The 15,660-nt window shown below is 32.8% G+C and carries 15 protein-coding genes; 11 read left to right on the top strand and 4 right to left on the bottom strand.

Going from position 1 to position 15,660, the window contains the following annotated elements; translation table 11 throughout:
- Positions 1–95 precede the first annotated feature (95 nt).
- The 3 genes from MY1_RS05055 to MY1_RS05045 are packed head-to-tail and all read right to left on the bottom strand — an operon-like array spanning position 96 to position 3,549.
- Positions 96–1,010, bottom strand: a complete 915-nt coding sequence (locus MY1_RS05055) for a type II secretion system F family protein (protein ID WP_007550701.1) — start codon at positions 1,008–1,010, stop codon at positions 96–98.
- 3 nt (positions 1,011–1,013) lie between these two features.
- Positions 1,014–1,931, bottom strand: coding sequence for a type II secretion system F family protein (locus MY1_RS05050; protein WP_007550696.1), 918 nt, complete (start codon positions 1,929–1,931; stop codon positions 1,014–1,016).
- A gap of 1 nt (position 1,932) precedes the next feature.
- Positions 1,933–3,549 carry a type II/IV secretion system ATPase subunit gene (locus MY1_RS05045; RefSeq protein ID WP_007550695.1) on the bottom strand — a complete coding sequence of 539 codons (1,617 nt, stop codon included), beginning with the start codon at positions 3,547–3,549 and terminating at the stop codon, positions 1,933–1,935.
- Positions 3,550–3,687: 138 nt separating this feature from the next.
- On the opposite strand from MY1_RS05045, the gene MY1_RS05040 reads away from it, so the two are divergent.
- From MY1_RS05040 to MY1_RS04990, 11 genes are all read left to right on the top strand, one after another.
- Positions 3,688–4,809 carry a TackOD1 domain-containing metal-binding protein gene (locus MY1_RS05040; protein ID WP_007550694.1) on the top strand — a complete coding sequence of 374 codons (1,122 nt, stop codon included), beginning with the start codon at positions 3,688–3,690 and terminating at the stop codon, positions 4,807–4,809.
- Positions 4,806–5,315, top strand: coding sequence for a hypothetical protein (locus MY1_RS05035; protein ID WP_048109762.1), 510 nt, complete (start codon positions 4,806–4,808; stop codon positions 5,313–5,315). Before MY1_RS05040 ends, MY1_RS05035 begins: the two co-directional genes overlap by 4 nt.
- 22 nt (positions 5,316–5,337) lie before the next feature.
- Positions 5,338–6,021: a hypothetical protein gene (locus MY1_RS05030; RefSeq protein WP_237698837.1), complete on the top strand. Its 684-nt coding sequence runs from the start codon at positions 5,338–5,340 to the stop codon at positions 6,019–6,021.
- Complete coding sequence (locus MY1_RS05025) at positions 6,018–7,793, top strand: hypothetical protein (protein ID WP_048109760.1); 1,776 nt, start codon at positions 6,018–6,020, stop codon at positions 7,791–7,793. Before MY1_RS05030 ends, MY1_RS05025 begins: the two co-directional genes overlap by 4 nt.
- 99 nt (positions 7,794–7,892) lie before the next feature.
- A complete protein-coding gene (locus MY1_RS05020; protein ID WP_007550690.1) occupies positions 7,893–8,483 on the top strand; it encodes an archaellin/type IV pilin N-terminal domain-containing protein in 591 nt (196 codons plus the stop codon).
- 33 nt (positions 8,484–8,516) lie between these two features.
- Positions 8,517–11,123: a hypothetical protein gene (locus MY1_RS05015; RefSeq protein ID WP_007550689.1), complete on the top strand. Its 2,607-nt coding sequence runs from the start codon at positions 8,517–8,519 to the stop codon at positions 11,121–11,123.
- Between the two features lie 75 nt (positions 11,124–11,198).
- A complete protein-coding gene (locus MY1_RS05010; RefSeq protein ID WP_007550688.1) occupies positions 11,199–11,822 on the top strand; it encodes a hypothetical protein in 624 nt (207 codons plus the stop codon).
- Between the two features lie 137 nt (positions 11,823–11,959).
- Positions 11,960–12,856 carry a prenyltransferase gene (locus tag MY1_RS05005; protein WP_048109758.1) on the top strand — a complete coding sequence of 299 codons (897 nt, stop codon included), beginning with the start codon at positions 11,960–11,962 and terminating at the stop codon, positions 12,854–12,856.
- A gap of 30 nt (positions 12,857–12,886) precedes the next feature.
- Complete coding sequence (locus tag MY1_RS05000) at positions 12,887–13,987, top strand: aldo/keto reductase (protein ID WP_007550685.1); 1,101 nt, start codon at positions 12,887–12,889, stop codon at positions 13,985–13,987.
- An 85-nt stretch (positions 13,988–14,072) separates the two neighbouring features.
- Positions 14,073–14,438, top strand: a complete 366-nt coding sequence (locus tag MY1_RS04995; RefSeq protein ID WP_048109756.1) for a DUF6659 family protein — start codon at positions 14,073–14,075, stop codon at positions 14,436–14,438.
- Positions 14,439–14,503: 65 nt separating this feature from the next.
- The gene (locus tag MY1_RS04990; RefSeq protein WP_007550681.1) at positions 14,504–14,650 is read left to right on the top strand and encodes a YHS domain-containing protein; all 147 of its coding nucleotides are present in this window, start codon (positions 14,504–14,506) and stop codon (positions 14,648–14,650) included.
- Here the strand turns inward: MY1_RS04990 and MY1_RS04985 are convergent.
- Positions 14,647–15,591 (bottom strand): asparagine synthase C-terminal domain-containing protein, encoded by a 945-nt coding sequence (locus tag MY1_RS04985; protein ID WP_007550679.1) that lies wholly within the window; start codon positions 15,589–15,591, stop codon positions 14,647–14,649. The genes MY1_RS04990 and MY1_RS04985 overlap by 4 nt on opposite strands.
- Between the last annotated feature and the right edge of the window lie 69 nt (positions 15,592–15,660).

The raw sequence follows: 15,660 nt of genomic DNA, 5'->3' as shown, positions 1-15,660 counted from the left end.
AGTATTTTTCATGTCTTTCTAAATTATTACAATAAAATTATTGTATTTGATAATTACATTTCATACATTTGTAATCAAAAATATCTGAAATGACACTATGATACATTAAATGCAATCACTGCCATGATTATCATTACCACAACATGTTTTGTTCCTGCAACATAAGATCCCGATCCAATTTTCCCTGCTGCTACTCCTCCAAACACTGCTTCAATTATTGCCATGTTAAACAATGCCGATTCTAATTTTGATACATCCATATCTGCCAATGATCCAAATAGCCCGTCTTTTCCGCTACCTGCAGCTAATAGTCCATCTTGAACTTTTTCAATCTCGGTGAAAAAGCTAGTAGTTAGTAATACTGCAACTGCTAAAAATACTGCAAATGAAATGTAAATTGTATATGTGTATGGCTGCAAAGCTGACTTTCTACTTTTTTCAATGTTTTGCATCTCTGAGACATGTTTTTGGATCATTTCCAAGTTCTCACTGACATCTCCTCCTATCTTCATGGCCATTTCAAGTAATACAGTTACACGTCGTGATACTCTTGTGCCTGTTCTCTTTGCAAAATTCTCAAACGCATCTTCTAACGGCGTTCCCCAACTGATGTTTGCTTTGAGATTCTTTAATTCAGGAGTTAATGCTCCCAAGTTTCTATCTGCTGCTTGTTCTATTGCTTTGATAAGATTAGAGCCACTTTGAACAGAACTTAATAATGCTAATAGAAACACTGGCATGTTTCTATCTACACTATCTCTTCTTTGTACTTCTCTTAATTGATGAATTGTTAATGGAATGACTCCAACCATAATTCCAAATATTATTCCGACATCTTTGATCATAGTTGATTCAACTACGCTTGAAATTTCTAAACTAATTATAATTACACTAATTGATGCAACAATTGAAAACATGATTGATTTTACAATCTCATTTTTTAAAATGGACTTTTTTGGCATTATTTCATTTGTTGAAATTTCTTTTGGTTTTCTATCGATTTTTTGCATGTTTTACCTCTTTGGCACCATAGTATCCATCATTACTAACATCAATACCCCACTTAGTGGAATTACTGCAAATGTGAGTATGTTCATTAGTGTAAGCAAGTCAAAACCTCCTAAACTCGGACTCATAATTCCCATAATTGATAACATAATAACTGCAAGTAATGGAAACACTATCAACAAAATTGTATATATTTCTGCAACAGAGCCAAGCGATTCTGTGGTTTTTTGTAAGAGCATCTTTTTTTCTTCTAGCTGAACTTTTGCTGTAGCGTTAAAGTATTCTTTTAAATCTCCTCCTGATTGAGATGTAACAATAGCTCCTTCTAGTAATTCTGAATATGGTCCTGGTGGTGTTCTGTTAATTAGATCTTTTACAGCTGTGATTAAATCCATTCCAAGAATCTCAATGTTTCTGGTAATGAAACGTGCATCCTTTACAATGTCTTCATCTGTTTCTTCTTTTGATATTGCTTTGAAAATATCTTCTAATGATAACCCACTTGTTGCAAGCGTTGACATGTATCCAATAAAATGTGGAATTTCTTCTAACAGTTTTGTTGATCTATTTTTTACTTTAACTGGGGGAATGATTTGTAGAACCCCAAATGTCATTGCCATTAAGACTAATCCTGCAATTGGAGGAAGAAGATAACCAACAATCACAGGTTGTATGTTGATTAATTGCGATGCAATTAGTCCTATTATTGCACCGCAAACTCCACCAATAATGCTAAAGAAAACCATGCTTGAAACGTATACTTCAAAAGGAATTGGCATCATTGCTTGTTTGATTGATTTTTCTAGTGGTTTGAATTTTGGATATAGAAATTTTATATGCTCATTAAGTAATTTGTAGCTGTAAACATGAATGACTCCCACTGATTCTTCTTGTTGTTTTTGTTTTGTTTTTGTCATTGTCATATTACATCTCTAACCTCTTTCTTTCATAGTATCTTTCAGGATCCGAGTAATACTCCATGATGTTATTTGAGACTTCTTTGTGATCACGAATGTCTTTTTTTGCCATCCATTCTAACGCTAGTCGTCTTTTTGTTAATTCATAATTGATCTTTTCATCTGTATCCCCATCTCTTTCTTTTATTTTACTAAACACTACACTATCTCCCATGAATTCATGTCTGTCTTCTTTTGGATTCCATTTGAATATCTCATGGGTTTTAATTTCTCCAGTTTTTTCATCAATACCGTTTATTTCTGATACTTGAATTATTCTTCTTGCCGATTTTTCACCAATTCTGATTTTTAGCTGCAATGTGATCAAATCAAGACTGTTTGAAATGAGCGATTTTGGAACGTCCATTGGCGAAGATGTTAATCTTGTTAATGTTGCATCAACTGAATCAGCATGTATTGACGAAAATCCTCCGTGACCTGTCGCCATTGCCTGAAATAATGTATAAGCCTCTCTTCCTCTAGTTTCTCCTACAATAATTATATCTGGTCTTTGTCTAAGTGCCGCTCTGAGTAGATCAAATTGATTGATTTCTCCAATCTGTGTATCTGTAAAACTCTGCCTTGAAACAGCTGGAATCCAATTTTCATGAGGCAGATTCAATTCTTGCGTGTCTTCTATGCTGACTACTTTTTGTCCAGGTCTGATAAATGTCGCAAGGGCATTTAGAGCAGTAGTCTTTCCGCTTGCAGTACCTCCTGCAATAAGCATTGTAGCACGTTTTTCAGCGAGATACCACATGTATGCCGCAATATCTACTGACATTGTTCCAAATTTGATTAAATCAATTACTGTAATTGGATCTGCTCTGAAACGTCTGATTGTAAATGTACTACCTCTTTTTGTAATTTCATGACCTAGTGTTAGATTGATTCTGCTTCCACCCGGCAACGATGCGTCTATGATTGGATCTGCAACTGATACATGTTTTCCACAAACATATGCCATTTTTCTTGCAAAATTATTTAATTCAGCTTCATTTTTGAAGATTATGTTTGTTGGAATTGATTCATGTTCTCTATGCCATACATAAATTGGAATATTTGTCCCATCACAACTTATTTCTTCAATCATATGATCTCTCATAAGTGGTTCAATTTTTCCAAGATACACGAAATCTCGAACTGCAAAATAATTTATCCTTTCAATATTTTTTGGTGGAATTTTTAATCTGTATTTTTTAATCATTATTGCAATTTTATTTTTTAGTCTTCTCTCTGCATCTTTTTTTGATTTAATGTCTCCAAGTGATACTGAAAGTTCTGTCATTAACAGTTTTTTAATAATGTCAAAAGCTTTTTGGTCTCTTTCTGTTAATGCTGGCTCTATAACTTGATACCTTAATCCTCCTTTTGCTGTTGGATCTTTTATTATTCCTGCATGAATCTCATTATTATCCCAATCTAACTTTGAAAGTGTCATAAATTGTGGAATTTTCTTTTCATTTTCTTTAACAGGTTGAGATGTGTCTTCTATTTTATTTTCATTTGATTTTACAATATTTTTATGGTTATATTGTATTTTTTGTACTGCTGAAATTTTATTCTTAAATATATTTAGCCTCATTTTTAGGTATTTTTATAACCTCTTTGTCTTTTAACGCTTGTTCGTTCATTTGAACAACATTTTGCTTTTACTGTGGTTTTAGTTAATACATGTAGCCATGGTATGTGTTACGCTCTTATCTTGTGAGGTGGACACTTGATGTTTGGACGAAAACCTAGTGGATCTAAATCCAAACCCGATTCTAAATTTCCACACGCTGGTGGAATTTCTTCGTTTTTAAAAAAGGAATCAGATACTAATGAAGAACTTACCCCAAACGCAAATTTTGAGCCTGATTTACCTAGACCCTCAACTAGTAAATCTGTGAATCTGATTCAGGAGGTACAAAAATTAGATGATAAAACGATTAAACCATTCATTGATTATACCAAGGGTCACATCTACTATCCAATTCTGTCCAAAATAGGAGAACCTCATGACAATGTATTGTATTTAGATGATCTAGTCTCAGATGGAATTTTAGCTAAACACATCTATGAAAAATTAATCGTCTGCCCATTACATCCTACAGTTTTTTCATCAAGCATGAGATTGTATTGTCCTAAATGCCATTCTATGAATGTAGAAAAATTAAACTTGTTTGAACATAAAAAATGTGGCTATATCGCTGAAAGCAAGAAGTTTGATTTTTCAAACACCGCGCATTCAATTTGTCCCTCTTGTATGAAAGAAATCAAAAATTTTGATAAAGAAATTCGTGTTCCTGCAATGTGGTATCAATGTGAAGACTGTATAGAGAAATTTGATAATGCAGTTATAAAACTTCATTGTAGAAATCATGATCATGATTTTGATACAAATTCAGGAAAATTCATAACTACATTTTGTTACAAATTAAAGAATTCTGACATCTCTAATGTTTCTGATACCACTCAAATAAAAGATGAATTGATGAAATTGTTAAATGGTTTTAATTTTTCTGCCGAATTAAACGCTCGTGTTAAAGGGAAGAGTGGAAATGTGCATGAAATTCCAATTTTTGGTAAAAGTAAATCAAATGACGATTCAATTTTAATTTTTATTAAAAATCAATCTTCCGGAGTCGATGAATCTGATATGAATTCTGTTTTAATTCCTAAATTAGATATTGATCCCAAAAATACTTTCTTTGTTACCGTATCTGATGTTAAAGATGGAGTAGAAAGTTTGGCAACACATTATGGAATAAACTTGATTTCTGATCCTGATTTTTCAAAAATTATTTCACGTGTAGAGGAATTTGTTTCTGTTTGGTATGCAAATATTGGTGGTCGTAAATGAAATGCACATTATCTAACTCACTAAAAAAAAGACGCGCAGTAAGTCAAGTCATGGGTAGTGTTGTAATTTTGGGAGTTGTTACGTCTATCGGTTCTGTAGTTCTGTTTAATGGCATGAATCAAATCAATGCATTTTCATATGATTTGACTTTTCATGACAAACCAAAAAACGAGGCATTTCGAGAAAATCTGATGTTTGAGCATGTCCGATTTGAGCCTGGAACTGATCAAATCATACTATATCTGGCAAATATTGGCACGACAGAATCCACAATCGAAAGCATAACTGTTGTAAAGATTGATACTCAAAATATTCTTGTAAATTGGGATGAGAGTGTTGGTACTACCATCCAGATAAAAGAATCAAGTGATCCTGTTATTATCAATGCAAATCTAAATTCACAAACTTGGGATGATCCAACATATCGTACATCTGAATATAAAATTTCTATCACCACCTCAAAAGGTAATTTCTTTTCTACTGTAGCTAGTCCGTACAACACATAGGATTGAAATGAAAAATTATTTGATGTTAAAATTGAGAAAACAATCTCGTGGATCTAAACGGCGAGGTATCACAGATATCATTTCGACAATGTTGCTTATGGGGATTACTGTAGCTGGTGCCACAACTCTGACTTATTTTGTAAATGATTCATTTATCTCTGGAAATTTGGCTACTGCTTCATCGTTAGATACTGCAACAAAATCAATCAAATTGTTGGGATATGACACACGTGATTCTACTACTTTGTTGCAAATATCTAATCTTGATAATGAATTTGATAGTAAATTATGCGGTGGTACATGTTCTGTAATAAATTCAGATAAGATTCCATCAAATGGTGGTTCTGAATTTATTATAATTAAAATTAAAAACAACAGTATCAATTCAGTCTTTTTGGAGAATATTCAATTAAATAATGTACATCATTCTTGGGATATCCAAACATCTGGTGCTACTTTGAACACTTTGCAGGATATTTCTTCTGGAGGTAACTATCCTCATGATGGAATGTTTTCCATAATTTCTGATTCATCAACTGTTCAATCTATTACTAATGAAATTAAAAGTGGTGAAACTGTTAATCTTTTGATTAAGCTTGGTGATGACGATTCAGATATTTTGTTAAATAAGGGAATACGTGTTTTTCTAAATATTGGTAGTATTAGCCTTGTAGAATTTTTAATTGAGAGTGGTAATGCAAGATGACCCGTATTTTCTCACATACTTCCAATTCTAGGCGTGGAATTTCATCTGTTGTAGGTGCGTTAATCTTTACTGTTTTGATGATTGCTGGTTTTTCTGCAATGAGTCTTGCTCTTGATTCTCAAACTGATATTGTAAATACACAAAGAGTGGTTGCAGATATTGAACTAAAAAAACAACAAGAACAATTTGGAATTGCAGTTTTTGCAGATGCCGATAATATCTTAAATGTCTCAGTTGATAATAACGGCCAAAACCCAGTAGAGATATCTCGTATATGGATTACAAATAAAACTTTGCCAACTCAACCTGCAACACCTTTCACTGTTACTTCTGATGATGCTTTTGTTCCAACTGGTTTTACATCCAATGTTTTGTCCACTCAACCGCTTTACATCGTTCCTGACACATATGATGTAAAGGTAATTTCTACATTGGGTACTGTTAGAACTGCGGAACTAACTATAGGTGCTGGACCTTCTTCTAGCGGGTTGCGTGCAGAACTGATCACAAATCCTCCAGATGTCATTATTGGACAAAATGTAACTATTGCAATGGTAGTGACTAATACTGGTTCTACAATCATTGAAGATGTTTCACCTGGTCCACTAACTGTTACTCCTGCACTTGCAATTGTTGCATCCTCTTCTCCAATTCCCGTATCTGTTGATCTTACGCCTGGAGAATCTGTTTTGTTTTCTTGGGATTATACAATATCTGGTTCAAATGGTGATCCTGTTAATTTTTCTAGTTATGCTAGTGGTATAGAGCTTAACGGTCCTACTATTATCAGTAATACAATTTCTGATGTAAGTATATTGAGATTACCTACAGAAAGCACGGAAGGAGACCAGAATTACAATATCATAAATGAAGATTTACTTGCCAGACCAAAATTGTTTTTAATAATTCCTTCCCCTCAAGGGGATTCAAATGATAAAGCATTATGGGGTATCAATGTGGCTAACCCCGTAAATGCTCCAATGGAAGTAAGTAAATTATCCATCACTGCATTTGCTCCTGGGGCAAATAACAATGATAAAATATTTGCTGCAAGCTGTGGTGCAGTTAATATTTTTCCAACTGGAACAAATAGTTGGAATTGTCCTTCTGAGAATGTAATTATGTGGCAAAATTACGCTAATCCTGTAGTAATTGCTCCAAACTCCACCCAGCAATTTCTTGTAAGGGTTTTGCCAGGAACTATTGCTGGACAAAATATTCTAGAAACTGTAGTGGTGCAGGCATCCGTATTTACAACAGTTGGTTCATTTGGTAAATCTGGATATCAGACTACTATGTTTGATGGTACTGAAGTAATTGGTAATGTCTATCTTTCTAGTATTGTAGATTCTAGAAATAATGCTGATATACAATCTACAAGAACAGGGATAGTTCCAGGTAGCACTCAAACATTTAATGTTGTTTTTGCTGATCTTGATACTAGTACTAGTACTTGGATAAAATCTGGGGCGCAATTAATTATTAATGTTCCAAAAGATTGGACTGATGTGCAAATTGTAAATAACTACGGTTTTGTAAATCCTCCGACAATTACCACTTTCGGTGATGGTTCTACTCAAATAATCGGTACAACTTCAACCAATTTGGGAGATGCATCTAACCAAGCAGATACAATACAATTTAGTGCAAAAGCTCCCAATGTCACAAACGATCAAATGTATGTAATGTATGTTTTAGCGCAAGGACAGACTACCAATAATTTTTCAATTGGTCCATTAAATGAGATTGTTTTACAAGTAAACGGTTCATAATTTTGTTCATTTTTAATTACAAATGCACACTTTTGCAAAATGTAGTGCATTTTGAACACAGATCTCTTTAACATCTTTTTTAATTTTATACAATCAAGAATGACATACATAACGTCAAAAAAACAAAAAATGACCTCTAGAAGAGCAGTTGCTCCAATCATTGCAACACTTCTTTTAGTCGCTATCGCTGTAGTGGGTGGAAGTATTGTCTTTGTGTTCTCACAAGGATTCTTTAGTTCTGCTCAAGTAAGCGGTTCCCCAAACATCGAATCTCTGAAATTCACTGGTTATGATGCCTCTGATGGTACTAATTTATTAAATCATGATGGCACATCATTTGCAGCTGGAAATACTCCTGGAAACGGTCTTGTCTTAGGTGAAGATGTATCCGTATATCTACAAAGTAACAGTGTAGGCAAGGTCACTTTAGGTGAAGTTAGATTTGGTGGTTCAGTGTACAACTATACCAGCACTGGTACTCCTATCGCTGGTCAATATAGTGTTCTTACATCTGGACCAGGATCATTTTTGAGTACATCATCAGCCGAACTTCAACCGGGACAACAAGTAACTATTGTAATGAATCTTGGTGAAAACATCAAAAATGGTAGAGATACACAGTTCAAGCTGACAACAGCTAACGGTGCAGTCTTTGTAGGGACAGTAATAGCAGGTCAACAAAGTGGTTAACCCCACCTTTTTTACTTTTTATGGTAAACAAAAATGACTCACAAAAAATCTCTCATCTTTCTTTTAACAATTATAGTTTTATTGCCTCTACATTTACAATCTGTATCTGCTCAAAATCTTGATTCACTTACTGATTATTCTATCAAGTTATCAATTACCCCCTCTCATATTGATGAAGGACAAGGCGTTCATCACATTGGATATATTTTCATTCTAAGTAAAAGTGGGACTCCAATCACATCATCTAAAGATGTGATGTTTACACTGTTCTCTGATAACTCTACTTTGGTATCTGTTCCGGAAAAAATTATCTTAAAAGCAAATGAAGAATATGCTTCATTTGATGTATCTGTTGGAAATTCAACAGGTAATGCTGTAATTACTGCATCATTAAACTCAAAAACATCTTCTCAAAAAATTCAGATAGGTAACAATGAAACTCATCTCCCCGATGATCTTATCTTGGAATTAAATCTGCCTTCAGATGACATGCATGTAAATTCTAAAATGCCTTTTTCTGTTTATCTTCGAACCTCTGATAATTACATTATTAGAGCACCATTTGACGTAAATGTTAATTTAGAATATGAAAAATCATTAGCTATGCCAAATTCTGATGTTCTGACAATAAAAAAGGGTGAATATTATGCCTGGGGGACTCTTGAAACTCATCAAAAAGTTGGAAATACATTCTTACGTGCAATTCAAAATGAATCTAATTTAGATACTGCAAAAAGCATAAAGATATCTTCAACACTTCCTGCTTCTTTAACCATTAACGTTTTTCCAAAATTAATTAATGCTGATGTTAAAAAACAAATAGATATTTTTGTCAGCGTAGTTGATTCTGATGGAAATCCTACAATCACTCCTGAAGATATTAAATTAAATTTTTTCTCAAATGATCAATATTCAGTTGGTGATAAATTAGATGATACTATGAAAGAAGTAAAAACTGTAATTAAAAAAGGTCAGTTTGGTTATTATCTCAGACAGAATTTAGATCTCTCTCATTTACTTGCCAATGATATCAAAATTGGTGTCAGTGCAGAAGGATATGGAATTGCTACTGATACATTTTCAACAGTGGGAAAATCAATTAACATTGATAATGATAAAATAACTGAAAAAGACATACAATTATTCATTCCAGAAAGAATTCCTAGTAATGCTACTAGTATTGTAACTTATCAAGTAATTGCAGTAGAAGATGATGATGTTGATGAAAATGGAAATCCAATTACTGAAGAAACTGAAGATACTGAAGAAACTGAAGAAGATGAAGATATTATAATTTTAACTATTGATGATCTAAAAGATGGTGAATTTTATCCAATCCAAACAAATGAAAATTATTATGCTGATGGGTATGTCAAAAAATTAAATGTTATCTCTGGTGATTCAAAACTAGTTACAATTAAGGACATTGGTAAAATTGAGGTAGGTAATTCTTTTGGTACTGCTACAATTAATTCAGGACAAAAAAGTGGACCTGTTTTGATTTCTGCATCAGTTCAGGGTGTAGGATCTGATTCTGTTTTAACTGAGGTTGTTAATACACTTGAACAAAAAGAAGCTAGGATTTTCTCACCAACGGGTCAGAATACAATATTGTTTGATCGTGAGGGAAATTTTGATGTATTTTTGATTGCAATAGATAGTCAAGATAGGCCAAAAGTACTAAAACATGATTCAAAGTATCTTGTTACGCCTACCAATGGCATAATTGAAATTAAAAAGGACACAACTTTTGCATTTGCAACACTTCGCAGTGACTCGTTTACAATAACTGAAGATGAAAATTTTATTGATTTGAAAGTGGTTCCAATTGGAGAAGGTGCTGATTTATCACTTGAAACCAAAAAAACCTTTGTGACTCAACCCTCATCTAAGATGTCCGTGTTGCTTCCTATGGATAAAATAAATGCAAATCATGACAAAAATTTTGGCATAGTGCAAATTGTTGATCTTCAAGGCAATCCAATTATTCCTACATATGATGTAAAGTCTAAAATCACTTCCTCTAAAGAAAGTCTAGTGCAAGTAATTGATGATGCTGTAATTCCTTCTGGTGTCTCTTATGCATTATTCCCAATTGAAACTACTGGCGTAATTGGTAATTCTGTGATTTCAGCAAGTGCAAAAGGTGTGATAGGAACTGAATCTGAAATTAGTACTGATTCTTCATTGACAAAATTGAAAATATTCACAAGTGGTTTGGCTGATCAAATTCCTGTTGATGAACCTGTTGAAATTAAATTATTTATCGATGATGAAAATGCCGAATCTGTTGCAGGCGCATCTATTAAAATAAATACCGATGGAAATTCTCTGGTTGTCCCTGATGTAATACAAACAGGTCCTGATGGGAGTGCAGTTGTTAGATTGACTGCGACAAACGGTCCTAGCATCTCATTGAATCTTATTGCAACTGCTGAAGGTTATTCTGAAGGAAAGGATACATTAACAATTAACGTTGATTCTCCAGATAAAACTTTGAATACCGTGGATCTTGATTTGCCTGAATGGATTGTTTATGTAATTATTGCTGCAATACTTTTGATTGGTGTGCTAGTTGTATTGTTTTTGAAAAAATCAAAAGCTCCATTAGAAGAAGATTGGGAAGAAGAAGAACTTTAATTTAATAAATTTTTAAAAATGTTGTTCATCTAGAACTCACATTTTTATAATAACTATCTATTGTGATTATTTTTAATGACTAATACATTACATCTTATGTCGATATTTGTAATTGCTGGAATCTTGATTGGCTCTGTGTCAGTTAGTAGCAATGTCTTTGCAACATATGACAAAAACGAACATCGTGAAAATGGAGGACAAAGCAGTTCTAATGCTAACTTGTATGTGAATTCATTGTCTTTTAATTATGAAAATACCACTAGTCTTGATAGCTGTGATCTAATTACTCCGCCTTGTATCTTGATCAATCCATTTGATCCTGATAACCACGATGATGTGTTTATTGCAGATCCTGCACTACTAAATACAAGAACCTTAATCGCCGTTAACGTCTACGAACAAAATAACTTCCCAACAGACATTAATGACATTGTTAATTTTCCCGAATGCACAACTGTGACTCTGGCAAATGTTAATGGAATTAATGGAATCTATGTTGAATGTAATTCAATTGATACTGGAATTATTGATGTTACTTATTCATTTACAGATCCTATGGATGATGACGTTAAAGATGATAATCATTATGGAAATCATAATGATGATCATGACAATGAATATGATGATCATAATGATCACTACGATAAGAACAAGTACGATGATAAGAACAAGTACGATGATAAGAACAAGTACGATTAATCTTTTTTTCTTTTTTTATTTTACTAAATTTATAATTTGAATTTGATGTTTTAATGTACTTTTTATATTAAAAATTATTCTATTTTTTATTATGTTTTTACATAGAGATATTATATTGTGTTTGTTTTCAATCTTTGATGATCTCTGTATGGCTTAGAGTGATACGGATCAAGTTTCTTTTAGCCTCAGTTATAGCTGTGTCGCTTGGTCTAGCAATAAGTTGGCGTCTAAATTCGACTATTGATCCCTTTGATGCTTTTTTGACGTTTGCTGGTGTAATGGCGCTTCATGCTAGTGTTGACTTGTTAAATGATTACTGGGATTACAAAAGAGGAATAGACACCTCTACTAAACGAACCAAAATGAGTGGAGGAACAGGTGTTTTGCCAGAGGGATTACTCAAACCATCATCTGTTTATCGTGCCGGAATTGGATTTTTGATTTTAGGTTCCATAATTGGATTTTATTTTGTATTTACTGATGGAATAATTATTGTTACAATTTTGGGATTTGCAATTTTATCTATCTATTTTTACTCTACAAAAATTGTAGACTCTGGACTTGCAGAATTTTTTGTTACAGTAAAAGGTGCGATGATAGTGCTTGGAACTTTTTTTATACAATCCAATCAAATTACCATTGAACCGATTTTAGGAGGAATAGTTGTAGGAGTTTTGTCTTCTTTGGTCTTGTTTATTGCATCGTTTCCGGATCATGATGCAGATAAATCTAAAGGACGAAAAACTTTGGTGATAGCATTAGGTAAAAAAAGGGCAACATTTGTTTTTTGGATTTTTCCTTTAATTTCATATTTTGTAATTTTTACTGGAATCTCTTTAGGAATTTTTCCAATACTGTCCATTATTACAATACTTGGTATTCCGTTATTGATAAAGGCAGGTCTTGAACTCAAGAAAAATTTTGATACTGTGGATGAATTGATTCCCTCAATGTCTAATACACTAAAGTTTAGCAGAATCACTGGTGCATTGTTTGTACTAAGTTTTTTGTTTGATGCTGTATTGATCAACTAAACATAAATTCAGTAACGTTTGACGATTTTTATGATTACCGGATTTGCTACATCTGAAGGTACAGCCAAATTTGCTAAAAATTCAAGCGTAAATTCATTAAATTTTAAGAAAACACATGGCCTTGAATTGTCTAATGTTGGTATTGGCACCTATCTTGGAGATCCAAATGAACAGACAGACGAACTTGTAAAAAATGCAGTAAAACAATCTGTTTTATCTGGAATTAATGTGATTGATACTGCAATTAATTATAGAGCACAAAAAGCTGAACGTTCTGTTGGAAAAGCAATCTCTGAATTAATCAATGAAGGAAAAATTACTCGTGATCAACTTTTCATTAGTACAAAAAATGGATATATCACAAATGACGCTGATGTAAAACAAGAATTTTGGGAATATATTAAAACCGAATATACTCAAAAAGGGATACTGAAAGAAGGTGATGTGTCATCAGGATACCATTGCATGACTCCTAGGTACCTTGATGATCAACTAAAACGTAGTATGAAAAATCTTGGTTTAGATTGTGTTGATTTGATATATTTGCATAATGCTGTAGAGGGTCAAATCAAAGATATCTCAAAAGAAAAGTTTTTGGAAAATCTAAAACTAGTCTTTGAATTATATGAGCAAAAACGAAGAGAAGGAAAAATAAAATTTTATGGTATGGCAACATGGGAATGTTTTCGAGTTTCTTTTGATAATTCACAATATCTTTCATTAGAAGATACAGTAGAATTGGCAAAAACTATTGGTGGTGAAAATCATGGATTTAGATTCATTCAACTTCCGTTTAACATGTACTATGATCAAGCATTACTTACAAAGAACCAAACACTTGCAGGAAAACCTGTTTCAATATTAGAAGCCGCATCCAAATTAAATGTTGGAGTGTTTACAAGTGTGCCGTTAATGCAAGGACGATTGTTGACACCAGGTGCAATGCCAGAATTTAATGAACTAAAACCATCACTTCGTGCCTTGCAGTTTATTCGTTCATCTCCAGGTGTAATATCTCCACTGGTAGGACAAAAATCCCCATCACACGTTTCTGAAAATCTTGAAATAATGAAAATTCCTCCAATGCCTGAAGATGAGTTTCTTGCATTAGTTAAGAAACTAACTTCATAATTTCAAAAATTGTTTATTCATGTGTTAAATCTATGAATTCTATGGAAAGATAATAAATGGGTAATCTGAGATTATAATCAGAAATTTGTCTTCTAAGATTTTTGATTATTCTGCTATTTGTAAAACAATTTTGTCATTAGACCCCAAAATTAGATTTGCTGGAGTAATTAATGAGCGAGGAAGATTGGTTGCTGGTGGAATGAAAGAAAATGTTGAGCCATTAGAAAATGAAAAAGATGACGAGATGATCTTTATGGAACTTGCATTGAGAGTAAAAATGAGAAAAGAATTTGATAAACAATTGGGCCCAGTAAATTTTGCATTAGCATCAAGAGAACGTGCATTAGCAATTAGTTTTCTCATTAATGATGATATTTTGTATGTTGTTTCAGAACCTGACGCTGATTATGGTGTACTTCCAAAGAAAATATTGAAAATAATTCACTCATAATTTTCACCCTGCCTTCTGATCTAATTCAACATATCTATAAATAGAAATGATCTGTGAAAAAATTTGTGCCAGTAGATCCAGTTTGTGGAATTGAACTTTCTGAAGAATTAGCAGTAACTCATGAATATGATGGGAAGAAACTATTTTTTTGTTGTAATGGATGCAGGAAAATTTTTATTCGAAAACCAAAAAAATGGAAGAAAAATATCTAAATTGGAAAAGCTCCACACATACGACAAAATTTTGATTCTTCTACATTGAAATTGCAATAAGGACATGACTCGGAGTCTTGTTTCTTTGTAGGTATTTGATATAATTTTCTATAAATTTCATAATAATACATGGATTCCTTTGTCCTTATTGTGACTTCATCTGCATCTTGTATTTTCTTTTTCTTTTCTAAAAATATTTGATCGTTTATCACAGAATCAAATAAATTTGAAAGTCCTGCGGTACCTGCCCCATCCTGCATGGGGGATTTTTCTCTCCATGCTATTTGCATTGGAATATTTTTCTCAAATGTTTTTCTGAGAATCCATTTCCCATACCTCTTTGTTTTTTCTTCTCTAACTTTGAGGTTTGATGGAACTGTCTTTGCAAATTCTATGACATTTTCATTCAAAAACGGTGATTCAACTGTTATTCCTAATGCTCTACCTATCTCATGTGTTGGAAAATGCATTACAGAACATACTCTTTGTATCTCTTTTTCTAGTTCTTCTTCGGATTTTTTTATCAAAAAATTATATCCTGCAAATAACTCATCTGCGCCGTCACCTGTAATAATTCCTGAACTGTTTTGATCCTTTGCCCACTTTATTGCTAGGTACATGACCACATTATTTCTGATTTCAATATCGTTAAAGTTTTTTAGAATTTTTATGGTTTCTTCTATGGCATTTAAAATATCGGTGGTGCTTACTTGATTGATTGTTAATGGTATGTTAAATTCTTTTGATACTCTTTGAGAGTATGTAAGATCACTTGCAACAAAGTCTTTTGCTATTATTGCAATTGGCTTTGGTTTTCGTTCTTTTATAAAATATGCTATGATTGTACTATCTAATCCTCCTGATATTGCTATTGAGTTTGATTTGCATGATTCACATGATTCTTTTAAAATTTCATACAATTTTTTAGAAATATCTTCCAATGAGTCAATTATATTTTTGAAACTAAAATAGGTTAGCCTAATTAATTATTGATTAATCTACCGTTTAGG

The organism is Nitrosarchaeum koreense MY1, from assembly GCF_000220175.1.
Taxonomy (GTDB): Archaea; Thermoproteota; Nitrososphaeria; order Nitrososphaerales; family Nitrosopumilaceae; genus Nitrosarchaeum; species Nitrosarchaeum koreense.
This window is presented reverse-complemented; position numbering and strand designations above follow the sequence as displayed.

Excerpts from the sequence above, each read along its gene's own strand:
- MY1_RS05045 (WP_007550695.1), bottom strand. The coding sequence starts at position 3,549 with ATGAGGCTAAATATATTTAAGAATAAAATTTCAGCAGTACAAAAAATA.
- MY1_RS05010 (WP_007550688.1), top strand. The coding sequence starts at position 11,199 with ATGACTAATACATTACATCTTATGTCGATATTTGTAATTGCTGGAATC.
- MY1_RS05025 (WP_048109760.1), top strand. The coding sequence starts at position 6,018 with ATGACCCGTATTTTCTCACATACTTCCAATTCTAGGCGTGGAATTTCA.
- MY1_RS05020 (WP_007550690.1), top strand. The coding sequence starts at position 7,893 with ATGACATACATAACGTCAAAAAAACAAAAAATGACCTCTAGAAGAGCA.
- MY1_RS05015 (WP_007550689.1), top strand. The coding sequence starts at position 8,517 with ATGACTCACAAAAAATCTCTCATCTTTCTTTTAACAATTATAGTTTTA.
- MY1_RS05000 (WP_007550685.1), top strand. The coding sequence starts at position 12,887 with ATGATTACCGGATTTGCTACATCTGAAGGTACAGCCAAATTTGCTAAA.
- MY1_RS05050 (WP_007550696.1), bottom strand. The coding sequence starts at position 1,931 with ATGACAATGACAAAAACAAAACAAAAACAACAAGAAGAATCAGTGGGA.
- MY1_RS05055 (WP_007550701.1), bottom strand. The coding sequence starts at position 1,010 with ATGCAAAAAATCGATAGAAAACCAAAAGAAATTTCAACAAATGAAATA.
- MY1_RS05005 (WP_048109758.1), top strand. The coding sequence starts at position 11,960 with ATGATCTCTGTATGGCTTAGAGTGATACGGATCAAGTTTCTTTTAGCC.
- MY1_RS05035 (WP_048109762.1), top strand. The coding sequence starts at position 4,806 with ATGAAATGCACATTATCTAACTCACTAAAAAAAAGACGCGCAGTAAGT.
- MY1_RS05040 (WP_007550694.1), top strand. The coding sequence starts at position 3,688 with ATGTTTGGACGAAAACCTAGTGGATCTAAATCCAAACCCGATTCTAAA.
- MY1_RS05030 (WP_237698837.1), top strand. The coding sequence starts at position 5,338 with ATGTTAAAATTGAGAAAACAATCTCGTGGATCTAAACGGCGAGGTATC.